The 22,296-nt window shown below is 53.2% G+C and carries 18 protein-coding genes; 7 read left to right on the top strand and 11 right to left on the bottom strand.

All coding sequences use genetic code 11. The features are described 5' to 3' along the window. The 4 genes from tssE to tssH are packed head-to-tail and all read left to right on the top strand — an operon-like array spanning window position 1 to window position 6,086. Window positions 1-471 (top strand): type VI secretion system baseplate subunit TssE, encoded by a 471-nt coding sequence (tssE, locus tag BUC36_RS13305; RefSeq protein WP_073275933.1) that lies wholly within the window; start codon window positions 1-3, stop codon window positions 469-471. Beyond that, complete coding sequence (gene tssF, locus BUC36_RS13300) at window positions 471-2,300, top strand: type VI secretion system baseplate subunit TssF (RefSeq protein ID WP_073275931.1); 1,830 nt, start codon at window positions 471-473, stop codon at window positions 2,298-2,300. The genes tssE and tssF overlap by 1 nt, the downstream gene beginning before the upstream one ends. Beyond that, on the top strand, window positions 2,264-3,394 hold the full coding sequence (gene tssG, locus BUC36_RS13295; protein ID WP_073275929.1) for a type VI secretion system baseplate subunit TssG: 1,131 nt from the start codon (window positions 2,264-2,266) through the stop codon (window positions 3,392-3,394). The genes tssF and tssG overlap by 37 nt, the downstream gene beginning before the upstream one ends. 28 nt (window positions 3,395-3,422) lie before the next feature. After that, a complete protein-coding gene (tssH, locus tag BUC36_RS13290) occupies window positions 3,423-6,086 on the top strand; it encodes a type VI secretion system ATPase TssH (RefSeq protein WP_084536020.1) in 2,664 nt (887 codons plus the stop codon). Between the two features lie 57 nt (window positions 6,087-6,143). On the opposite strand, the gene BUC36_RS18840 is transcribed toward tssH, so the two are convergent. From BUC36_RS18840 to BUC36_RS13255, 11 genes are all read right to left on the bottom strand, one after another. After that, on the bottom strand, window positions 6,144-6,500 hold the full coding sequence (locus BUC36_RS18840) for a hypothetical protein (RefSeq protein ID WP_143186995.1): 357 nt from the start codon (window positions 6,498-6,500) through the stop codon (window positions 6,144-6,146). 438 nt (window positions 6,501-6,938) lie between these two features. Beyond that, a complete protein-coding gene (locus BUC36_RS13285) occupies window positions 6,939-8,105 on the bottom strand; it encodes a lipase family protein (RefSeq protein ID WP_159436022.1) in 1,167 nt (388 codons plus the stop codon). After that, window positions 8,102-8,629 (bottom strand): DUF6795 domain-containing protein, encoded by a 528-nt coding sequence (locus BUC36_RS18835; RefSeq protein ID WP_143186994.1) that lies wholly within the window; start codon window positions 8,627-8,629, stop codon window positions 8,102-8,104. The genes BUC36_RS13285 and BUC36_RS18835 overlap by 4 nt, the downstream gene beginning before the upstream one ends. 8 nt (window positions 8,630-8,637) lie before the next feature. Further along, a complete protein-coding gene (locus BUC36_RS18605; protein WP_084536018.1) occupies window positions 8,638-8,997 on the bottom strand; it encodes a PAAR domain-containing protein in 360 nt (119 codons plus the stop codon). Window positions 8,998-9,012: 15 nt separating this feature from the next. Next, complete coding sequence (locus tag BUC36_RS13275; RefSeq protein ID WP_234994989.1) at window positions 9,013-9,441, bottom strand: DUF6795 domain-containing protein; 429 nt, start codon at window positions 9,439-9,441, stop codon at window positions 9,013-9,015. A gap of 143 nt (window positions 9,442-9,584) precedes the next feature. Beyond that, window positions 9,585-9,764: a DUF6795 domain-containing protein gene (locus tag BUC36_RS19390; protein WP_407661774.1), complete on the bottom strand. Its 180-nt coding sequence runs from the start codon at window positions 9,762-9,764 to the stop codon at window positions 9,585-9,587. Next, window positions 9,704-9,892, bottom strand: coding sequence for a DUF6795 domain-containing protein (locus BUC36_RS19385; protein ID WP_407661776.1), 189 nt, complete (start codon window positions 9,890-9,892; stop codon window positions 9,704-9,706). Before BUC36_RS19385 ends, BUC36_RS19390 begins: the two co-directional genes overlap by 61 nt. A 138-nt stretch (window positions 9,893-10,030) precedes the next feature. Further along, on the bottom strand, window positions 10,031-10,279 hold the full coding sequence (locus tag BUC36_RS13270) for a PAAR domain-containing protein (RefSeq protein ID WP_234994994.1): 249 nt from the start codon (window positions 10,277-10,279) through the stop codon (window positions 10,031-10,033). A gap of 47 nt (window positions 10,280-10,326) precedes the next feature. After that, window positions 10,327-10,905 (bottom strand): DUF6931 family protein, encoded by a 579-nt coding sequence (locus BUC36_RS13265; RefSeq protein WP_073276167.1) that lies wholly within the window; start codon window positions 10,903-10,905, stop codon window positions 10,327-10,329. Window positions 10,906-10,916: 11 nt separating this feature from the next. Further along, on the bottom strand, window positions 10,917-12,797 hold the full coding sequence (locus BUC36_RS13260) for a type VI secretion system Vgr family protein (RefSeq protein WP_234994988.1): 1,881 nt from the start codon (window positions 12,795-12,797) through the stop codon (window positions 10,917-10,919). Between the two features lie 196 nt (window positions 12,798-12,993). Beyond that, window positions 12,994-13,482 carry an Hcp family type VI secretion system effector gene (locus tag BUC36_RS13255; protein WP_073275919.1) on the bottom strand — a complete coding sequence of 163 codons (489 nt, stop codon included), beginning with the start codon at window positions 13,480-13,482 and terminating at the stop codon, window positions 12,994-12,996. A 623-nt stretch (window positions 13,483-14,105) separates the two neighbouring features. Between BUC36_RS13255 and BUC36_RS13250 the strand changes: the two genes are divergently transcribed. The 3 genes from BUC36_RS13250 to BUC36_RS13240 form a co-directional block, all read left to right on the top strand. Beyond that, complete coding sequence (locus BUC36_RS13250) at window positions 14,106-16,691, top strand: bifunctional serine/threonine-protein kinase/formylglycine-generating enzyme family protein (RefSeq protein ID WP_159436021.1); 2,586 nt, start codon at window positions 14,106-14,108, stop codon at window positions 16,689-16,691. Window positions 16,692-16,795: 104 nt separating this feature from the next. Further along, the gene (locus BUC36_RS13245; protein ID WP_073275915.1) at window positions 16,796-18,766 is read left to right on the top strand and encodes a ShlB/FhaC/HecB family hemolysin secretion/activation protein; all 1,971 of its coding nucleotides are present in this window, start codon (window positions 16,796-16,798) and stop codon (window positions 18,764-18,766) included. 57 nt (window positions 18,767-18,823) lie between these two features. Continuing rightward, a partial coding sequence (locus tag BUC36_RS13240; RefSeq protein WP_084536013.1) for a beta strand repeat-containing protein occupies window positions 18,824-22,296 on the top strand: 3,473 nt, incomplete at its 3' end.

Genomic DNA, 22,296 nt, shown 5'->3' with positions numbered 1-22,296 from the left:
ATGAAAGAAAAGCGGCTGCTCGCCCCGGTGCTCGATCGATTACTGGAATCATCCCGCAACGTAGATCCGCACCAGCCACATCAACTACTCAAACAGTTGCGCGAAGGGGTAAGGCGCGATCTGGAGTATCTGTTCAATACGCGCTACCGCTGTCTCTCAGCGCCGGACACGCATGTGCAATTACAGAAGTCCAATATCAATTTCGGTCTTCCAGATCTGTCAACGATAAACCTGTCGTCCATGGACAGCCGCAAGCGATTCTGCCGGGAAATCGAAAAGACCATCTTAAACTTCGAACCCCGTATCAGATCTGTAAAAGTCACAACCCAGGAAAAGATGGATGTAGAGGATCCGAGTATCCGTTTCCGTGTAGAGGCGGTACTACACGTGAATCCTGCGGCGGAAGTTATCGTATTCGATTCGGCGCTTAATCCGGTTACCCAGACGGTCGATGTATCGGAGATTATTTAATGAGTGAAAAGCTAATCGATCTCTACGAGCGTGAGTTGGCGTTTGTGCAGCAGACCGCCGCGGAATTCGCCCGCATGCATCCAGCGACGGCTTCGCGGCTGCAGCTCGATACAGATACCGTGGACGATCCCCTGGTCGGCCGCCTGCTGTCCGGTGTTGCGTATATGAATGCGAGAGTACAGCAGAAGCTGAGCGATGATTTTCCCGAGCTCACCGATGCGATGCTGGAAACGCTGTACCCGCATTACCTGCGTCCTATTCCCTCCTGTGCCATTGTGCAATTCGAGCCCGAGCCGGACCTTGATGCGATCACTAACGTGGGAGCCGGTACACTTCTGGAAAGTGATAGCTTTCAGGGACAAACGTGTCGGTTTACCAGCAGTTATTCCGTCGATATCTGCCCTTTTGAGGCCGTGAGTGCCAGCCTGATGCCGCGTCCATTCATCGCACCGGGGTGCAATGATATCCAAGGCGCGAATGCGGTACTCAAGTTATCGCTGAAGACCTTGAGCCAGGATCTCAGCTTCTTCGAGCTCAACCCTGGAAAACTGCGTTTTTTTCTGCGTGGCCAGCCAAGCCATATCTACGCACTCTACGATATCCTGTTGAGCAAATGCACAAAGCTGGTAGTGGCCAATGGAGAAGCTGACCCAAAGCCGATATTTTTGGAAAGCAATGCGATAAGACAAGTGGGGTTAGAGCCTGAAGAGGGTTTGTTGCCATATCCAGATACGGCGTTTATCGGTTATCGTCTGTTGACCGAGTACTTTGCCTTTCCAGAAAAATTCCACTTCATCGATATTGAGGGGCTACAGGAGGCGCTGGACAATAGCTACGGTGATACTCTGAATCTGTATTTCTATCTATCCGAGAGCCATGAAGAACTGGAAAAGCAGATTGCCACAAATATGTTCGCATTGGGCTGCACGCCCGCTGTTAATCTATTTCCCCAGACCGCAGACCCGATTCCGCTCAGCCATACGCAGTACAGCTATCATGTCGTGCCAGACGCGCGACGTAGTGACGGTCTGGAGATCTACTCCGTAGACGAGGTTTCAGCGACCGATGGCAGTGGGCAAACTACTACCTATCGCCCCTTCTATGGTATTCAGCATAGCCAGCATCAAGCGCGGCAATCGGCATTCTGGTTCAGTCGCCGCCGCGATGTGGTAGAAGGTGAACACCGTAATGAGCAGGCATCAGAAGTGGATATCACGCTGGTGGATCTCGATTTCAATCCGCATCGCATCAGCGATCACACAATGGACGTAAAACTGACCTGCTGTAACCGCAACTTACCGAAGAAACTGCCAACGGGCAATGCCCAGCCGTATCTGCAGCTCGTCGACGGTGATGCGCCGGCCAGTAGAATTAGCTGTATCGTGGCGCCGACGGCGACCCTGCGCCCGCCACGACGCGAGCGTGGTTACTGGCGGCTGATATCACATCTTAACCTGAATCACCTTTCGCTCTCTGGCAGTGGCGGCTGCGAAGCGTTGAAGGAAATCTTTCGCCTTTATGATTTTCGAGATTCAGCCAGCACCAGGAACTTGATCGAATCTCTGCTGAGGTTGACCACCTGTCCGATAACCGCGCCAATTCAGATAGATAACAGCGTCGTGTTGTGCCGTGGTACAGAAGTGAAGATTGAGCTGGACAGCATGATGCTATCGGGCACTAGCCCGCTACTATTTGCCAGCGTTATAGAGAGGTTTCTTGGACTTTACTGTTCGCTGAATTCCTTCACCCGCTTGATCGCCACCATGAGCGGCAGAGACGGAGAGCTGAAACGATGGCCACCACGCGCCGGCGACAAAGCGTTACTGTAATTGAGCGCTTGCGGCGCGAGCCGTACCGCTTTGAGTTTTTCCAGGCGGTACGGCTACTCGAGCGAGTGACATTAAGGGCAGGGCAGGAACGTGCACTGGAGCCGGTTGCGGGCGCTGCACCGCCGTCACGGGAGTTGGTGCGATTTAGTGCCCAGTCGAGTCTCTCGTTTGTCGGCGCCGATGTACTTCGTGTGCAACAAGCAGATAGTACAGAAAGTGAGCCCAGTGATGCCGCAACCAATCAGTGGCGAATGGAGGTCGGTTTCGGGGGGCTGATCGGCAGTCAGGGCGTCATGCCGTATTATCTGACGGAGCTCGTCCTCCGCGAGCTGCGGGAAAAGAATACCGCCCTGCGGGACTTTCTCGATATTTTCCACCATCGGCACATCTCGTTGTTTTATCAGGCCTGGCACAAATACCAGTTGCCGGTGAACTACGAACGCCAGCATCTTCGTCAACAGCGTGAACCGGACCTATTTAGCCATGCACTCGCCGCATTGTCCGGTCTCGGTACCAGCGAATTGCGCTACCGCATGCCGGTCCCGGATGAGGCTATGCTGGGGATGGCAGGTCATCTCAGCCGACAGCAGTGCTCTGCCGCGGCGCTCGCCAGCATGATCCGCCAGTACTTCGGTCTGAATGTATCCATCGAACAGTTCCAAGGGCAATGGGATAATCTTCCGGAAGATGTCCTCTGTCGCCTTCCGGGTCCCGGCTATCCACAGGGTGTGAACAACTGTTTGGGGCAGAATTCGGTGCTCGGTACCCAGTGCTTCCAGGCGCAGAACAAGTTTCGTGTGGTGGTCGAACCTCTGGAATACGAGCAATTTATGGCGATTTCGCCGGGCAGTGAAAAATTAGAAGCGCTCAAGTCCTTTATCCAGTTTAGCGCCGGCATCGAGATGGACTTCGAGATATGTGTAACGCTGTTTACGGATCAGGTGGTACCGGTGCAGCTCATCGATGAACCGGACAGCCAGCCGCTGTTGGGCTGGAACACTCATATGGCGGGAGAGCAGGAACACAATCAGCGTGTGGCGATTACGCTAAGCGCCGATCGGGTTTCGCCGGATGAGGCACTGCCTGCAGCCTGACAAGCAAAACCAAAAAGGAACTTTGACCATGATCAACATAGATCTCAAGCGTCTCGTTGATACCATGACACCGCACATGCGTGACTCGCTCGAGGGCGCAGCCGGGCTGTGCCTGGCGCAGAGCCAGTACAACGTGGAGCTGGAACACTGGTTACTGAAGCTACTCGATCAGTCGGATACCGATCTCTATCACCTGCTCGAAAAGCACGATGTCAACCCGTCTAACTTCGCCAAACAGTTGGCGACCAGCATTGCTAAATTTAAATCCGGCAGTAGCCGGCCGGCTGCGCTGTCACCGACCATAGTCGAGGGAGCTAAGAATGCGTGGATGCTGGCTTCCATCGACTACGGCCACCGGGCTATCAGCTCCGGCCATTTACTGGCCGCATTGTTACTGGATGAGACCTCCCGTCGTCAGCTCCTGGAAAGCTGTCCGGAGTTAAAAAGCATTGCGCCGGAATCGATCCGTGAAACAGCCAGAGCGATGTATGGCCGCAGCGGCGAGTCAAGCCATGTTGCGACGGCCGCTAACGCAGGGGAAGGGGGCTCGGCGGTCGCCGTCGCAGCCAGCAAGGCACCGGCGCTGGATAAATACACGGTCAATCTGACCGAGCGCGCACAGAAGGGTGAAATAGATCCGGTGCTGGGGCGCGATGAAGAAATCCGCCAGTGCATCGACATTCTTACACGTCGCCGGCAGAACAACCCGATTCTTACCGGTGAAGCGGGTGTGGGGAAAACTGCCGTCGTGGAGGGCTTTGCCCTGCGCATCGCCGGCGGGGACGTGCCGGAGCCTCTCAAGGGCGTGGCAGTACGCACACTGGATCTGGGCCTGTTGCAGGCCGGCGCCAGTGTTAAGGGCGAATTTGAGAATCGCCTCAAATCGGTCATCGAAGAGGTTCGCGCCTCCGCTACACCGATCATTCTGTTTATCGACGAGGCGCATACCATGATCGGCGCCGGCGGCAAGGAAGGGCAAGGTGACGCCGCGAACCTACTCAAACCAGCACTGGCACGGGGAGAGTTACGCACCATAGCCGCCACCACCTGGGCTGAGTACAAAAAGTATTTCGAGCGGGATCCCGCGCTCACTCGCCGCTTCCAGGTTGTCAAAGTGGAAGAGCCGAGCGAGGAAAAAGCCATCGACATGATGCGCGGCATCGCGACTTCTCTCGAGGAGCACCACAGGGTGCGTATTCTGGACGAAGCAATCATTGCCTCGGTGCAACTTTCCCACCGCTATATCCCCGGCCGCCAGCTGCCGGACAAGTCCGTCAGCCTACTCGATACCGCCTGTGCGCGTGTAGCACTAGGTCAGTCGGCGACGCCCGGTCCTATAGAAGATGCACAGCGTACGATAGCACGCGCGAAGAGCACGATTCAGAAGCTCCAGCGCGAGAACGCTGCGACGGGAGTGCATGAAGAGCAATTGCAGCACCTGGCAGCGCAACAGCAGGAAGCCGAAGAACGGCTGGGCGCACTTGACAACCAGCGCCGCCAAGAGAGTGAACTGATTGAGCAAATCCACAAGCTGCGGAACCAGATTGATGAACTCTTCCAGAGCCAGCTATCGAGCGGCGAAGCCCCCGATAAGGCTGCGATCGCAGATCTCAAGCAGCAACTGCAATCTCTGCACGCCCAGCTCGACGATGTGCAGGGCGAAACACCGCTGATGCAACCGGCGGTGGACGAACAGGCCATTGCAGAGGTTATCGCAAATTGGACCGGTATCCCTGTTGGAAAGATGGTCAGCGATGAAATCGTAGCGGTGCAGACGCTTGCTGAGCGCCTGAACCAGCGGGTCATTGGTCAGCCCCATGCAACCGAGGCCGTGGCCCAGGCAATTCGTACATCTCGTGCCGGGCTGACCGACCCGCGAAAACCAGTGGGTGTGTTCATGTTCTGCGGTACCAGTGGCGTCGGAAAAACGGAAACCGCCCTTGCGCTGGCCGATGAGTTGTTCGGTGGCGAACAGAACATAACGACAATCAATATGTCGGAATTTAAAGAAGAGCACAAAGTCTCGATGCTGCTTGGATCCCCGCCCGGATATGTAGGTTACGGTGAGGGCGGTGTTCTAACCGAAGCCGCGAGGCGCAAGCCATATTCTGTAATATTGCTGGACGAAATGGAGAAGGCGCATCCCGGGGTCCAGGACATCTTCTACAACCTGTTCGACAAGGGCACGATAAAAGATGGCGAAGGGCGTGATATCGACTTTAAGAACACCGTCATCATTATGACCTCCAACGCGGGCGAAGATGCGATCCGAGCCATCTTCAGTCAGGTCGAGGAAAAGCCGGAGCCGGATGTCCTACTGGACAATATCCGTCCACAGTTATTGCAGAAATTCAAACCCGCTTTCCTGGGGCGTGCGAACGTCATCGCCTATTACCCACTGGAAGACGAGGATCTGGTGGAAATCTGTAAAATCAATATGCGACGTATCGAGAAGCGTGTTAAAGAGCACTACGGGGCCAGCTTCGGTTACGACGAGGATGTACTGATTAATATTGTGGCACGTTGTCAAGAGGCTGATACGGGTGCACGCAATATAGAAGTCATACTCAATCGTACCTTACTGCCTTCCCTGGCCGGACGCTGTTTAGGCAGGATGGCCAAAGGGCAGGAAGTTACCAATATCCATGTTGGTGCCACGGAAGATGGTGGCTTTAAATACCGAGTCAATTAAAAAAGTGGTAGTTAAAGATGCGGCCCTCAGCTGAGGGTCGTGTAACTGATTTATATATCAATATAAAACAGCATAGACAAAGACGCTAAGTAAAGTAACCGTGAGATAGGCAAATGCAGAAACAAAGGCAAAGCCTCCCCTTACGGAATCCTCTAGGCGCGACGCTAGGCGCTGCACAATCAATGAAAATACGCTAACACCAGCAATAATCGAAATCCAAAAATAGCCGGTAAAAAATGGTAGAAGGTTAAATAGTAGGATAGCTATCAGACTAGCCGTACTTATTCCTCCCGAGCCTTTTCGCGTTATCGCAAATAAAGCTGCCATTATATAAATTACGCACAGCCATGCCTTATCCAAAAGCCAGTGTGTAGCCGTATTAGTTCCTATCGAATCTGCCTGGGCAACGTGCATTTGACCTTCATGGTAGAAAACGAAATAGACCACTATGCTAATTAGGCAGCTTCCAGGTAGTAAGTAAATGTATTCCGGTGGTCGACTGAGCCACCCTACTTTGTGGCAGAAGATCCGTAGCGTCGCTGTTAGTAAAGGGATTGACGCTAGCAAAGCTGTGGCGCGCCAAAATTCATCCGGATAAAGGATTGAGATAAGGGGAGGTACAACTAGTAGGCTGTTACTTAATTCATCCGGACTAAGATCAACAGTCTTTTGGCTTGTTTGATGTTTCCTATAATTTAGGCAATCAAATATAACCAAGACTGGAGTGAGAACTGCGAAGACCAGCATAATTAAATTAAGTCCAGGCATGATACAATATGAGTCTATGATTCTGGGCTGAGGTTCAAGTTTTGTCCGTTCATGCCCAGGGAGATTCCCTGGGCGCCGAGAGACTTAATGTAACGTGCGGCTTGCACGTGCAACCAGCTCTGCAACAGCAGCATGAACTCTCAAGAAGATTGTCCTGATAAATTCAACAGTCAGACTGGCACCGCTCTTTATGGTAACGCCGACTAATTGCGCTAAGCGTTTGATCAGGCGTAAAACCCAGAAAGAGATCTCCTTGCTGATTTGGTAGGCGTTGTGCATGAATATAGCGAGACGGTCAAGGAGGGTGAAAGTGGTTGAGCCAGATGCCACCAAAGCGATTGCTGCGAGATTTCCAATCTTCTTAAGTACCCACAGTAATGCCTCACCAGCAAGCCATGCAGTATTCATGGTTAAACTAAGGACAGAGTCTGACTTTAGCCAGGCTTCCATGCTTTGTTGGAGGTAACCTTGGGGGCGGCGCTTTCTTAAAACGTCCCATTCCAGGCTGGAACTACCTTTATTATCTTCAGAGACAGATTTTCGATAAGTATCTGAGCTGTGGTGTGCAACCGGGTTTAGCGAATCGGGAGAGCGGACTTGTAAGTCACCCTTGCCTCCATCGGGGACGTGAATAAATGGCCATGTCGGCACCATTGGCACTGGATCATTGCGATGATATACGCGGAAAATACTCTCTTCTGTAAGGCGACGTCTGCAATTACTTGAGAAATGATTCAGCCCGACACGTGGGCTGCCAAATGTGTAAAGTTTAATAGATTTTTCCGTATTGCATGCCAGCCAATCAGCGGTCAGCGTTGCCAATGCACCTCCGAGACTGTGGCCGACACAATGAATAGTGTGTGACTCTACTGGCAATTGCTGCACGAACTCTTCAATCTGTGGCAAGAATGAGGAAAAAGTATAGTAGAATCCCTGATGAACTTGGCCGCCGGTGTGGAAACGTTTTAAGCCGGCGTTCAGGTCTGTTAGTCCGTCATATAAGCTGGCTGTTCCCTTGAGAGCAATGAATGATTGCCCCTTGAAACGTCCGACTCCGTTGCTGGCTATTCCAATGGTATGTTCGTTTTTTAAGAAAGTAAGAGCGCCAGTCTTTCCTTTCAGACTATTATCTTTGCCAGTTTCGAAATCCGATTGGTAAACTCTCAGGAAATCGTCCCTACGGATGTCGGTATTTAAATCATAGATATCCTGAGCCAGGCGAGCAGCGTAAAGTGGTTCTAGATGGCTCATTTGGTACTCCATGTACATTTGGTAAATAGTGCGGGGCCAAAATCGCGATACATTTTTTCCTCGCTACTTAGTTCGCACGTCAGATTTAGTGGTGTACCTTCAAGTTCCGAATTTTTGTCGGGGTTTCGTTTGGAGAATGACCATATGCGGTCTTCTTTTCCCTCTATGACCACCACTATTTGCTGGGCGGAGACGAATTCCGCGGGAAAGAGTTGAGTGATTCCTCTCTGGCGAATTTCTGAGAAACTAACGACTCCGTCATTGTTAGTGAAAGCATAGTCTTCCCCTTTCTTGTCATTCCATTCCCAGCGGCGAATTACTTTTGCTTCTTTGAGAGGCTCTTTATTCTGGGTGATCCTTATTTGAACTGGGGAAAATACGTAGGCTTTTCCGGCATTTAAAAAAGACATTGCAGCTACCATATTGGATGTTGACGTAATCAGCACTAAAAAGATTAATTTCCCAATAAATCTGTGCCAGCGTGCAGGAAGTAATTTATTACTTTTCGAAGTTTGAAAATGCATTTGCAATATTATCCGATCAGAACCGTCGGGCATCCTATTATAATCTTACCACCATGCGCGGTGGTAACTCCCATTCGCGCAGCCGGTTTTCCTTGGGTCAAAACAGTTGTACTGTCCGTCGCAATGGTGTCGGGAGGTCCCACACAGGTGCGGGTACTACCAACGGTAGCAGAGGGTAGGTCGCCAATCAGAACAGCGGCTATCGTCTTGATAGCGGATAAGTAACTTACCAGGATTGACCGGGTCGGAAAGTACAGCGGATAGCGCCTGAGCCGGTCGATAGACGGCGGTGTAAAGCTTGTTTGCTGAACTATATATACAGCTGCGGCCAGGCTGGCAGAGTCTTTATGTGTGATTAAGCTTCCCATGCTACGCCTATAATTCTACCAAGTGCAGTTGGTGCCTATTGAATTCAGCATCAGGTGAACAAATCTAGTTTTGTCTGTCATTTCACAGGTCAAATTTAGCGCTTTACCTTCTAATTCCGCATTTTTCTCTTCGCTTCGCTTTACGGTTTCCCAGATCAAAATCTCATGATTCTGATGTTCAGCAATTAGTTTTTGATGGGACACGAATTCCTTAGGTAAGATTGCCTTATCGTTTTTGGTTAGCGCACTGAAATTGAAATAGCTATTTTCATCCGTTGATGTTGTTTCTTCGAATTTGTCTCCGCCACATTCCACGATGCGACGCAAGGTGACGTTTACAGCCGGTTCGTTCTTGTAGGTTAATTTTCCGCTTACTCTGGAAAATAGAAATACTTCATTGCCTGCGAAAAGTGACATGGTTGCTCCTGGAATTGCTATCAACATTGTCAACATCGTCAGTATTATGTTGCGCAATGGCAATGCTCCTTAGTTTTTCAGGGCGATCACTAGCTTGCTCTCGTTATCCCTTTCGAAAATATAAATTCACAAGAAGTTTTTACAGCCGATCCAAACGCCCTCTCTGTCTTTTAAGGATCGGAAAGCTCGCAGGTTAATTTAATTGGCTGGCCATCGAGCTCGAAGTTTTTCTTAGGTTGTCTCTTGGCGTAGATCCATATCTTGTATTCCTGATCATTATGATGGACCGCTATGGTTTGAGCTGATATGAACTCCATCGGCAATAGTTTTGTAATTGAGCTTTCATACATTGCCGGCAAAAAACCTTTCCAGAATCATCTGTAGTAAAAGTGGCGCTGTTTTCGGTCCGCCAATTTACCGTCCGTATTACAGTCGCGCCATTAGCGGGTTTTCCATGCAGCGTTAAGCTGATCTCCATTTCTGAAAAGGTGCAAGCTTTTAGAGGGTTAAGTGAACTCATAGCAATACCCAGGCGCGGAAAAACAAGGGTGAACAAAATTATGTACAGCATTGGCCGCGTTATCGATGGTTTCATCCAGGTTTTGCTCATGCGATATCAACCGCCGATCAGGACGGTAGGGCATCCAACCGCAATTTTTCCGCCATGTGTGGTCGAGTCGCCCATCCGGGCGGCGGGTTTTCCCTGAATCAAAACTGACGCGCTGCCCATAGCCACCGTATCGGGAGGGCCCACACAAGTGCAGGTACTTCCCGCCGTGGCTGAAGGTAATCCACCGATCAGTACTGTCGGACCACCCGGGCTGACTATCGGGCCACCCACGTGGGGAACGGTACCTGTGACCATCGGGCATACATGCATATCCGTTATACGCGATGCGGGCTTTCCCATAATTAATCGCCAACTCGTCCATTGCCGCCCCGGGCGAGATCTAACCCCTGCTCCAGATAGCGGATAAATTGTTTACTCGGATTGACCGGGTCGGATAGTACAGCGGCGAGCGCCACGCTGCCGGAAACCGCATGGGCATAAAGGTGTTCAGGTGGCTCAATCGCCGGTTCATCCGGTCCGGCCAGGCTACCGTGGCACCAATTGGCGGCCGTTGCTGCCCAACTGGCGGGCGTCCTGTGTTTGGTTTTTTCTCCCAGAGCCTTACAGCGTAATCGCGCTTCTTCGCTGGGCTTTTTAACCCAGCTCTCCGCTGCGATCAGCGCGTTGATATTGTCTTCGTCGGTCTGTGGGTTCTGAATGTCGCGGGCGGATAAGCATGCCCACCAAACGGCTTCGCGCTTGGGGAGGCCATGTGCCAGCAGTTTGATAGCGTCAGGGTAGAGACCCGCCTCCATTAGACGATCAATACTGACTTCCGGCGCGGTCTCGGGAACGACGTGCTCTTCGGCCTCTTCGCTCACTTCAAAATGCTTAAGTAGTTCAGCAGCGGTGAGTGCTTGAATTTTAATCAGATCAGTCATTGGCAGCTCCATCAATTGATCATTGTGACACCGCCCTTAAGGGTCAGCATGCCGCCACCCTTAACCTCGGCGGTGGCATCGCCCTTGACGGTCACCATCGTACCCTTGATGGTTATCCCGGCAGGTGTCAATTTGATACTGTTGCCTCCCACCTTCAGCTCAATAGATGTTTTGGAGGTGATTTTTATTGCTCCCATCGCATCTGTTGTCTGGGTCCCCTTGCTGACTTTTAACGTATGATTTCCAGAGCCGAGGGTTGTTTCCTGATTGCCCTTTTGGACATTGACAGTCTGATCGCCCTTGGCGATCGTCACCGTCTCGCTTCCGTCTGTGACAGTAATACTTCGATCCTGTTTGATCTCAATTGATTGCTTGTTTTCGATCTTTCCAGTCTGGTCGTTGTGGATCACAAAGTTATGATCCTTGCCGGCCTCCATATAGATCTCTTCCTTGCCTCCCTTATCATCGAAGCGGAGCTCATTGAACTTGCTGCCCTCGTACTCGGTTTTCCAGCCACTTTGTGTAGCCGTGTAATTCGGCCCGGGATTGTCCCCGTTATACACGGCTCCAGTTATTAGTGGGCGATCTGGATCGCCGTTGATATATGTAACGACGACTTCCTGGCCGACGCGGGGAACGAAATTCGCGCCCCAGTTCTTGCCCGCGAATGACTGCATAACGCGAATCCAGCAGCTATTTTGGGAGGAGTTCCATGGAAACTTGACTTTCAGCTGAGTGTAGGGATCATCGGATTTTTCGGCAGCTTTGGCCTTGACTTCGAGCACTTTGGCCACTTGCGGCGAATGAATTTTCCGAGCGCTAACACCAGGATTCGGGCGGGGCATGACCTTGGCGGGAATACAGCTGAACGTATTGTGAAAGTGTGTTTCCTGGCTGTTGCTGTCAGTCACACTGGTCTGTACGGAGGTGAGCAGGTACTTACCTTTTTCTGTGTTCAACGAATGATCGAAGTCAAAGCGGCCTCCCGCGCCGAATGCGGGGCAGTCACTGCGGCCGTAGCTGACGTCAAATAGTGACTCCTGAGATTCCATTGCACGATCTGCAAGCGCACGATGGTAGCTGTCCTTGAACTTCCTCTTGGACTCACCGTCAGCCTCAAAGTGGTTTAATCCATAGAGGCTACGAATATAGCTGGAGACATCGTTCAGCTTGCTGGTGGTCTTGACTTCCTGCTTATTGTCCTTAGACGCAGCGAATTCGCTGTAGTCCTTAAATTCGAATCCGCCACCGTGATAGTTGAAGTTACGTCGCCAGCTGCTCACGGTGTGCTTTGTGGGATGGCTGCCGCCGCCATCGTACTCGATTTTGTCACTGGCACAGTCGTAGAAGTCCTGGGCATCATCACAAACGACAAGTTCATGTTTGCCATCTTCATGCCTGAAGTAGTAGGCGATACCCTCTTCAGACATCAGCCGGCTGATGAAATCGAAATCGCTCTCTTCAAACTGCACGCAGTATTCTCGAGGAATATACTCGGCTTTGAGTTTCAGGGAGAGCTTTATGACTTTGCTGTACTCACCGAATAATTCTTCCAGTATCTGTTTGGCTGATTTTTTTTCAAAAACACGATTTTTGCCCGCGAGATTGGTGAACCATAGTCCGGGATGAATAATAGCCGTATAGCTGCGCATGCCCTCGGCATTCACATCGTGCATTGAGAAGTGCGTGACAAAACCACTGATGTACCTAGGCGTCTTAGCATGGTGAACCCTGACGGTAAGGGCTTTGCCAACGATTTGCTCCTGAGTGATCTCGTGGTTGTCCGATAGAAGTTCCAGCTGATAGCGAAAAGGTTTGGAAATGTGCTCCTCTCCGTGCACCGATGTCGCGATAAGCACATCCTTGCCAATCGGACTGTCGACCTGGATCATTCGTTTATCTTGATTGAGAGTGGGCATGCTCTGACCTAAATCCTTGTAGGCGCTCTATAGAGGCAAATTATTCGTTATATGATTGCAGCTGTTTAGCGAAGTGGTCACAAAACCGCTGTGCTAAACAACCGCGGGGCCGAGGTACCGCAGCCTGCGGCTGCGGTACTGGACCTGCGGCAAGCAGGAAAGACGTGCCTTACAGAACGGTAGCGGTGGCCAAGTCGTAGCCGACACGCATGTTTTTCGGGTTCTTGTTGGTTTTGTCCGCGTGATTGAGGTCCGCCTCAATTTTGGAGAAGCTCAGAGAAATAGACTCCATCGGTGCACCGCCGGACGAAGCGCTGATGCTGTAGGACGAGATGATTGCATCCTCCAGTTTGTAAACTGCATACTTCTCGACCGAATTGGCACCGGTCTGTACTACGTGGAACTCTGCGACAACCCCTTCGTCCCCGGAAACGGAGGCCTTGAACAGACCGCCTGAAGCAGCATCGATACGCTTGGTTACAGTGATTTCGCTGATGCTGGGGCGAGTGGCCTCACGGTTAGCCATGGCACCGGCCTCCATGCTGATGCCACGGCCGACGCCGAAATTGAAGCTGTCTACTTCAATCCAGTCTTCATAGCCTTTAGCGGTAACGTTGCCCTTCGGAGAATTGCTGTTGAAGTTCATATAGATAGCCATGGTAATCCCTCATATGTTATGGACTTTGGCGTTGGTGGTTCATCCTTTACCACCGCGATTCGCAGTAGCGCAGGTATTGCCGCAGTGGCAATTGTGAGCATTTAAGCAAAGAGGATTTAGAAAAAAAACCATTGATTACAGTAATTTAATTGACTCTGGCACGATTTTTACAAAATCTATGGTGTGTGTTTTAGGGCTTTCTTTAGGCAGGATTAACATCCACTCTGACACTATTTTTTATAGCTATGCATTGTGTGAGGTCAGGAGATTAATTGCAGAGAAAGAGTGTGATCTTGATGAATTAAAAAGAACTGACTCTGGAACCAATTTTTTATCGAAAAAAATTCAATAAGCCCGTTTAACGCTAACAATGCCGTGCATTAACGAATTCTATCCATCGTAACAAAGCTGCGAGGTCGGATTTAGGCGCACTATTCGTCGCTGTAATCGCCTGAAATATAATTGCGGGTGTTTGTGCGGTCCGTTTAATTGTTGAGGTGGTTTGGCTCAGTTATACTGCGCGCCTTCGTTTTCCAGTCGAATTGATGCGGTTTGGAAAATGTGTTCAGAAAATGCGGTCGAGGCAAAGGAATTTGCCGAGGAAATCTTCCAGGGAGGTGGATTTGAACGACAAGACTCGTATTGTCAGGCCGACTCACGAGCAGCAGGAACCGGGCGAAGACGGTGATACGACGGTTTTCGTCGCGCGCGACAGAACCGGTGCGAATGACCACCCTCCGATTGGCTCGAACCCCGGTCTCATTCCTACAGCCGCCTCAGAATTCACTGCGGATACTACGGTCTACCGGCCGAAAGCAGGTGGACTGCAGCGTTCCCCTGAAGTCGGTTTGCCTCTCTCGGAACACGGCCATGGAGATTTCCAGAGTTCCAAGACTGCATCCAGTACCATCGCTAAAACGGTTATCAAGGGCCGCTTCGAGCTCGATAAGCTTCTCGGTGTCGGTGGAATGGGGGCCGTGTATAAGGCGCTCGACCGCCGCAAGCTGGAGGCGAGCGATAGTGAACCCTACGTCGCCATCAAGTTGCTGAATGACGATTTCCGCCAACATCCTGATGCTTTCATTTCTTTACAGCGCGAAGCGAGGAAGTCCCAAACACTGGCGCACCCGAATATCGTAACCGTATACGATTTTGATCGGGATGCTGATCGCGTTTTTATGACGATGGAGTACCTCGAGGGGGCTCCGCTCGACAAGCTACTTCGCGAGCACGCTGAAATAGGGCTGGGCTTTGACAAAGCTTGCTCAGTATTACATGACATATCGCAGGCGCTGATTTACGCGCATTCTCACCACATAGTGCACTCAGACTTTAAGCCTGGAAATATTTTTGTCACTAACAGAAAAGGGGCAAAAGTATTTGACTTCGGTATTGCGCGGGCGGTGTCTGAAGGCGGTATGGCCAATACCGCGGGCGAGAAGACTATCTTCGATGCGAGCACACTCGGCGCGCTTACCCCGGCGTACGCCAGCCTGGAGATGCTGCAGGGCGCGGAGCCTGCGCCCAGCGATGACGTCTATGCCCTGGGCTGTGTTGCCTATGAGCTCTTCTGCGGTCGCCACCCTTACGGCAAAGTGCCGGCAGACAAAGCATTCGAGCAAAAGCTCAGGCCCCGGCGAATCCGCACCCTGAGCCGCCGGCAGTGGCGCGCGCTGGAGCTGGCGCTCGCGCTCAAGCGTGAAAACCGTACTGCCACGGTTGAGAAGTTCGTTCTGCAGTTCTTTGGTAACAATACTTGGAAGTGGGTGCTGGGAAGTGCCTTTGCCATTTTGCTGGCTGGAGCCGTGTGGGGCTATACGCACCTGGAACAGGAGAATGTGGCGGAACAGCAACGTGTTAAGGCGGAGCTCGAGCAAAAGCTGGAGCAAGAGCTGTTAGAACGACGCATTACAGACAAACGTGAAGCCATAGACCGCTTGATTGGCCTGAGTATTCTGACGAGCTCCTGGGAGGAGGATCTCGATATCGAGCTGGCGGAATACGCGGAGCTCAATCCGACCGACGAAGCCTACCTCGATACATCGCGACAGCGCGTATCCGAACTCTTTGTCGCTGCTGCCACCGGCCAGTTGAACCTCGGCAATCTGGACCAGGCCGACACTATGCTTGCGCGAGCGGCCAGTTGGTACGGTGAGTCGAATCAGGCGGAGCAGATTAAGTCGCAGCTGGCCAGTGAGCGTGCCGAGTTGCGCAGCCGGCTAGAGCAAGAGCGGTTGGCGGCAGAGCGCGAGGCCGAGCGCCTGCGTCAGCAGGAATTACGGCAAGAGAGACGCCTCGCCGCAGCACAGAAGCAGCGTGAACTCGATGCCGTACTGGGAAAGATGGAACAATCGTTACGCTGTGGCTTCGGCATGGATATCGGCGGCGGTCTCACCGGGCAACTCAGTCAACTTGCGGCGCTGGATGCCGACAAAGCGCAGAAAATCCGTCCGGTACTGGCGGCCGAATTAACCGGTTGCCTGAAAAAGCTGGCGAACGAAAACCCACTACGTACGGAGCCGCTGCTTACGGCCGCCCGAACAGTGCTGCCAAACCAAGGGGTGTTGCAGGAGCTGAAACTGGATTTCTGCGGGCACCTTCGCCCCGGCAGTGGCGGGAGGGGCGATCGCTATTCGTGTGCGGATCGCCTGTCTGATGGTGGTGATGGGCCGACGATGGTGGTGGTAAAGGGCGGCTCGCGCAAGTCCCTGGTGGTCGGCAAATATGAAGTCAGCAACGGTGAATTCAAACGCTACTGCCGCGATGGCGGAACCTGCGCGGAGCTGAGTCTGGGGGCCGATGATTTCCCGGTGCGAGATATCAAAATATCAGACGCAGAGGCCTATCTGAACTGGCTTAGTGGGCAAACCGGTTATAAATATCGGCTGCCTACTGAGCGCGAATGGTTCGCAGCGGCAAGTGCCGGTGGGGAGCCTGAGGTCGCAGATCGCAATTGTCACCTTAAGTACGGCGGTATCGAAAAGGGTGCAGAGCTGGTTGCAGTGACGTCCGGCTCTGGTAACAGCTTCGGGTTGGTCAATCCCGTCGGCAACGTCCAGGAATGGGTGCGCGGGACCGACGGCCAGCTGATGGCTGCCGGTGGTAGCCGGGAAGACCCAATGAGCCGTTGCCTGGCCACTACCAAGCGCTTCCACGATGGCGCGCCCGACACGGTTACTGGATTTCGCATCGCACGAGATCTCAACTAACGGACAACAATATGCCGGCATGCCTACGGTCGGCCAGATTGTCGCGCTTGTTCTAACAAGAATAACAGGCGTTCATTTTACAAGGATTTGTAAGGGGGGCAGATATGCTCGCGCGCTACAAAAGTCAGCTGGCAGTATTGGGTGCTGGTCTTCTCTTTCTGCCGACGGCAGGTTACGCACAGGATGATGAATCCAGCTTTCGCAGTCGCGTGCGTGCAGCTTTTGACCAGGATGTGCCGACGATCAGGGAGTCGGATGTCACTCGGGAATTTCTGCAGCGCACGCACGAAGCACAGGACCGGAACCTCAATGCGGATATCCCAGAGATCGCCAGGCGCGATGATGGGCCGCGGATTACGGTCAAAAAGTTTCAGTTCCATCGCTTGGAAGAGTACCCGGAGTACGGTATCGACCGAAACACGGTCGAGCAGTTAGCCGAGGAGCTCCGCGTTAAATTTATGAAAGAGGACAAGATCCTCGCTAATGGTTATACCACGGCCAACCTCGTGGAGCTGGCCAGCCTGCTGGACAACATGAATGCCCGCTTTAACCCGGAAGCCCTGGGTCCAGCTGAACTGCAGCGCCTCGTAAATGTTATAGAAAAGCAGAATTCGGAGCGGGGGCTCACGTACGGCGACCTGGAGGAGATAGCGGCAGAACTGACCAGTTTTTATCGCCAACAGGGGCTGTTCCTTGCCCAGGTTCAGATTCCCGCGCAAGAGGTCGAGGACGGTGTGGTTACCCTGACAGTGCAGGAAGGTCTGCTGGGGCAAGTCGCCGCGGAGAATAACCTGAAGTACTCACTTGAGCAGCTCGCAGCGCCCTTCGAAGATCAGCGTGGCAAGCTTGTCAGCCATGCAAATGTCGAGGAAGGCCTGTATCTGCTCAACGATCTGCCGAGCCTGAATATCACCGGCTATTTCAGTGCCGGTGATAATCCTGGTGAAACCAAGCTGAATCTGAAAGTTCGCGACGAGCGTTCCTGGAAGGCCGTGACGCGTCTCGATAACCACGGCTCCACGTTTACCGGCGATCAACGCGCTTTCACGTCCGTTGACTGGCTGAACCCACTGGGTATTGGTGACGTGCTGACAATCGGCTACCTTAAATCTACCGATGCAGACAACCTAAGCTCAGATTTTGGCTCCGATCTGGGGCAGTTCCGCTATAGCCTGCCATTCTTTGGCCCCCGCACCCGACTGCAGTTTTCTGCTGACTACAACGAATTTTCTCTGCGTGATGTCGATGAAGAGAACAGCGTAGTTAATCTTCTGGATATCCAGGGAGTAAACGAGAGCTATGCTATCACTGTCGATCACAAGTTCCGCCGTTCGCGGGATTTCAACCTGACCGGATCGTTCGGCATCACAGATAAGGAATCTGAACTGGATGCCATTATCGTCCTGCCGGATTCTGGCGATCACGTATATGGCGGTGAAGTCGGTCTGTATATGGATAGCCTGTCCAACGGCGCAGTGCCGATGCTCAATATCCTCAATACAAAAGTTCAATACGGAGAACACCAGAACCTGGTCGATCCGCTCCGCGGTGACGATTTCACCAAGTTCGCCGCAGATAGCAGTTCACTGATTTTTGTGCCTATGCCCTTCACTGACGCGAAGTCTCGCCTGATCCTGAAGAGCCGCTGGCAATATAGTGACAGTAGCCTGCCTGCCTTTGAGCAGTTTTCTCTCGGTGGCGCCAGCGCCGTGCGGGCTTTTGATGTACGGGACTTCTCCGCCGACCAGGCGGGTCTGCTATCCGCTGAGTGGTACGTCGATTTCCCGGAGTTTATCAATCCCAGTATTTTTGGTTATCGCTTGAACGACGTACTGCAGGTAGCGTTGATCGCCGACGCAGGCTACGGCGTGGTCAACAATTACGAAGAAGACCTGGATAACGACTGGAGCGCATTTTCCGGTGCGGGAATGTTGTTCAAGTTCAGCTGGCAGGAAGCCTTTGCCAGCCAGGTTTCCGTAGCCTGGCCAACCATGTCCAAATCCTCTATCGAAGGCACCGGCGACGACCCGGATGATCCCGCAATCTATGCGGACTTCTCCTTCTTCTTTGACTGATCTAATCGCAATAATCGACCGCTGAAATCGAGCAGGACGCTCTCCAAAGGTATCGGCATGCAAGCAAAAAAAATGACTCACGGCCTGAAAAAACTGACTTCCGCCATCAAGTTCTCCCACCTCGCCTATGCCGGTTTGATAGCGGGGCAGGTTATCAGTCACAACGCGCAGGCGGCTCCCGAAGGTGGTGTCGTTGTCGGTGGTGACGGCTCAATAACGGCCCAGGACCTGACGACGATTATCGACCAGAAGACGGATCTTCTGGCGATTGACTGGGATTCCTTCAACTTGACCGAGGAGGAGTTGGTCAAGTTCCTGCAGCCGAATTCCTCATCGATAGTCCTGAACCGGATTCTGGATCAGAACCCGAGCACCATTCGCGGTGCCATCGAATCCAACGGTCACGTCATCCTCGCCAATCCGCGCGGTGTCTTGTTTACCGAAACCGCAACGGTCAACGTGGGCGCTATCACTGCCGCGGGGTTGGACATGGATTCGTCTGGCTTTATGAATGGAGACTTTTCCTTTCGGGGCCAGGACGGATCGACCGGCGTGGTGGTCAATCGGGGCCTGATCAATGCTGCCAGTGCGGTGCTGGTTGGCAAGCAGGTGACCAATGCATCGAGCGGCCTGATCAGCGCCGATATGGTCAGCCTCGCAGCCGCCGACGAGGCGGTATTGACCTTCGATACTGACGGCATGATCGGTGTCAAGGTCACCAAAGAGGTGATGGAAAACCAGCTGGGTATCGACAGTGCCGTGTTGAACGAGGGGGCTATCGAAGGCGCCCAGGTCCTGATGGATGCCAAGGTATCGGGCGGTCTGTTCACGTCAGCAGTGAACAACAAGGGTACGGTGCTCGCCCGCGGAATTGACACCAGCGGCGGCACCATCCGGCTGACGGGCTCCGGCAGTGCAGTAGTCAACAGTGGCACTCTGGATGCATCCGGCAGCAATGGCGGTCAGGTTACGCTTGACGGCGACAGCGCCACCCACAGCGGCCAGATAGTCGCGCGCGGCAGCAGTGGTCAGGGTGGTCAGGTCAAGGTGCTGGGCGATACTGTCACTGTCAGCGGCGACATCGACGCCCGCGGCCGCGCCGCTGGCGGCGAAGTGCTGGTCGGCGGCGACTATCAGGGCAAGAATGAGCGGGTTCGCAACGCCGAAACCACAGTGGTGACTGCGGAAGCGGAAATCGACGCGAGCGGTATTGGCGACGGCAACGGTGGTAGGGTGATCGTCTGGGCCGATGACAGTACGCACTTTGCCGGCAGCATCCGCGCCGAGTCTGGTGTACTGGGCGGTGACGGTGGCTTTGTCGAGACCTCCGGCAAGGTCAATCTGCACCTGGGTGAGGCCACTATGTCTGTGTCTACCCTGAGTCTCGCCGGTGGTGACACTGGTACCTGGCTGCTGGATCCGGGTTGGTTGGAAATTATGGCTGATGCCGACTGCACAGAGAACTGTGTTTCTGTCGTGGCTCTGGCCGCGGCGCTGAACAACAACAATGTAACCATCACGGTATCTGCCAGCGAGACAGACCCTGTCAATTATTCCAGCACGGTAGACGATGCCAGCGGCAACGCTGCCGTTAATGAAAACAATCCGGATTACTCCAACGGCATACTCGTATCCAGCGACCTTTCCTGGGACTCTGGCAACACCTTGACGCTGACGTCTCACAATCAAGTGCAAATTGCCGCGAATGTCACGATCGATGCGGTAAGTGGTGCCAACGCGGGTCACCTGGCCGTGAATGCGGACGGTGACTTTACCAATCTGGGCAGCGTGCTCGTCTCGGATTTCTCCCTGGACCTGGGTGGTTCCTTCGTCAATAGCGGCATTGTATCTGTTGAAAATCTCAACTTGAATGTGGGCAACACCGGCGCCGATACGTTCAATACGTTGGGGGACATCACCGTTTCCACTTCCGGCACGGTAGTCGGCGGAAGCGGTACGGATACAGTCGACACCGTAGATGGAATCACCTGGACCCTGGGCACTGTGGATGGCAGTGCATCGGCCGCGGGAATCGACTTTAGCAATATCGAGCAAGTGGATACCGCCAACGCTATTGTCGATGGCAGCAGCAACGGCGTCACTGAGGCCTTCGACCTGACGGACGGTACGCTGAATGTGCTCGGCATCGACTTTACCGCGGCCGCCGAAGCCAAAGCTGGCGCGGAGACTGATGACAGTGTCACCAGCAATGCCACGTCCTGGAAACTGGTCGGAAATAAAAGTGTAACGGCGGGTGCCGTCACTTTCTCCGGAATCGACAGCGTCACCACCAACAGTGCCACCCTGAACGGCACTGCCAATGCTGACGAGTTCAGTGTGGACGGCAGCGGCACTATCACCAGTTACGATATTCAGTTTTCTGGGTTTAGTGTGGTCAACGCCGGTGCTAACGGCGTCGGTAAAGACACGGTGGACACCATCCCCGATGGACTTACCTGGATTCTGGGCACTGTGGACGGCAGTGCATCGGCCGCGGGGATCGACTTTACCGGTATCGAGCAAGTGGATACCGCCAACGCTATTGTCGATGGCAGCAGCAACGGCGTCACTGAGACCTTCGACCTGACGGACGGTACGCTGAATGTGCTCGGCATCGACTTTACCGCGGCCGCCGAAGCCAAAGCTGGCGCGGAGACTGATGACAGTGTCACCAGCAATGCCACGTCCTGGACACTGGTGGGAAATAAAAGTGTAACGGCGGGTGCCGTCACTTTCTCCGGAATCGACAGCGTCACCACCAACAGTGCCACCCTGAACGGCACTGCCAATGCTGACGAGTTCAGTGTGGACGGCAGCGGCAATATCACCAGCTACGAAATCCAGTTTTCTGGACTGAGTGTGGTCAACGCCGGTGCCAACGGCGTCGGCAAAGACACGGTGGACACCATCACCGATGGACTCACCTGGACCCTGGGCACTGTGGACGGCAGTGCATCGGCCGCGGGGATCGACTTTACCGGTATCGAGCAAGTGGATACCGCCAACGCTATTGTCGATGGCATCAATAACGACATCGCCGAGAGCTTCGATCTTACGGACGGCATACTGAATGTACTCGGCATCGACTTTACCGCGGCCTCCGAAGCCAAAGCCGGTGCGGAGACTGATGACAGTGTCACCAGCAATGCCGCGTCCTGGACACTTGAGGGAAATAGAAGTGCAACGGCGGGTGCCGTTACTTTCTCCGGTATCGACAGTGTCACCACCAACAGTGCCACTTTGAACGGCACCGACAATGCCGACGAGTTCAGCGTGGACGGCAGCGGCAATGTCACCAGCTACGATATTCAGTTTGCCGGGCTGAGCGCGATCAATGCCGGCGCCGACAGTGGCGGCCTCGATACGGTAGATGCCAGTGGTGCGGATATTCAGCTGAACGGCGCGGATGGCGAAGCCAGAGTCCGCAATATCGATTTCACCGGTATTGAGGAGGCGACCAACGGTAACTTGGTGACGTCAAATAACGGTGATCGCTTTGTGGTTACCGGGGCTGACAGCATCAAGGCGAA

Source organism: Microbulbifer donghaiensis (assembly GCF_900129095.1).
GTDB classification, from domain to species: Bacteria; Pseudomonadota; Gammaproteobacteria; order Pseudomonadales; family Cellvibrionaceae; genus Microbulbifer; species Microbulbifer donghaiensis.
The sequence above is the reverse complement of the archived record's forward strand: the minus strand, read 5'-3'. Positions and strand labels throughout refer to the sequence as shown.

What these genes read in the sequence shown, in the direction of transcription:
- tssE (WP_073275933.1), top strand. Translation starts at nt 1, where the DNA reads ATGAAAGAAAAGCGGCTGCTCGCCCCGGTGCTCGATCGATTACTGGAA.
- tssF (WP_073275931.1), top strand. Translation starts at nt 471, where the DNA reads ATGAGTGAAAAGCTAATCGATCTCTACGAGCGTGAGTTGGCGTTTGTG.
- tssG (WP_073275929.1), top strand. Translation starts at nt 2,264, where the DNA reads ATGGCCACCACGCGCCGGCGACAAAGCGTTACTGTAATTGAGCGCTTG.
- tssH (WP_084536020.1), top strand. Translation starts at nt 3,423, where the DNA reads ATGATCAACATAGATCTCAAGCGTCTCGTTGATACCATGACACCGCAC.
- BUC36_RS18840 (WP_143186995.1), bottom strand. Translation starts at nt 6,500, where the DNA reads ATGCACGTTGCCCAGGCAGATTCGATAGGAACTAATACGGCTACACAC.
- BUC36_RS13285 (WP_159436022.1), bottom strand. Translation starts at nt 8,105, where the DNA reads ATGAGCCATCTAGAACCACTTTACGCTGCTCGCCTGGCTCAGGATATC.
- BUC36_RS18835 (WP_143186994.1), bottom strand. Translation starts at nt 8,629, where the DNA reads ATGCATTTTCAAACTTCGAAAAGTAATAAATTACTTCCTGCACGCTGG.
- BUC36_RS18605 (WP_084536018.1), bottom strand. Translation starts at nt 8,997, where the DNA reads ATGGGAAGCTTAATCACACATAAAGACTCTGCCAGCCTGGCCGCAGCT.
- BUC36_RS13275 (WP_234994989.1), bottom strand. Translation starts at nt 9,441, where the DNA reads ATGTTGATAGCAATTCCAGGAGCAACCATGTCACTTTTCGCAGGCAAT.
- BUC36_RS19390 (WP_407661774.1), bottom strand. Translation starts at nt 9,764, where the DNA reads ATGTATGAAAGCTCAATTACAAAACTATTGCCGATGGAGTTCATATCA.
- BUC36_RS19385 (WP_407661776.1), bottom strand. Translation starts at nt 9,892, where the DNA reads ATGGAGATCAGCTTAACGCTGCATGGAAAACCCGCTAATGGCGCGACT.
- BUC36_RS13270 (WP_234994994.1), bottom strand. Translation starts at nt 10,279, where the DNA reads ATGGTCACAGGTACCGTTCCCCACGTGGGTGGCCCGATAGTCAGCCCG.
- BUC36_RS13265 (WP_073276167.1), bottom strand. Translation starts at nt 10,905, where the DNA reads ATGACTGATCTGATTAAAATTCAAGCACTCACCGCTGCTGAACTACTT.
- BUC36_RS13260 (WP_234994988.1), bottom strand. Translation starts at nt 12,797, where the DNA reads ATGATCCAGGTCGACAGTCCGATTGGCAAGGATGTGCTTATCGCGACA.
- BUC36_RS13255 (WP_073275919.1), bottom strand. Translation starts at nt 13,482, where the DNA reads ATGGCTATCTATATGAACTTCAACAGCAATTCTCCGAAGGGCAACGTT.
- BUC36_RS13245 (WP_073275915.1), top strand. Translation starts at nt 16,796, where the DNA reads ATGCTCGCGCGCTACAAAAGTCAGCTGGCAGTATTGGGTGCTGGTCTT.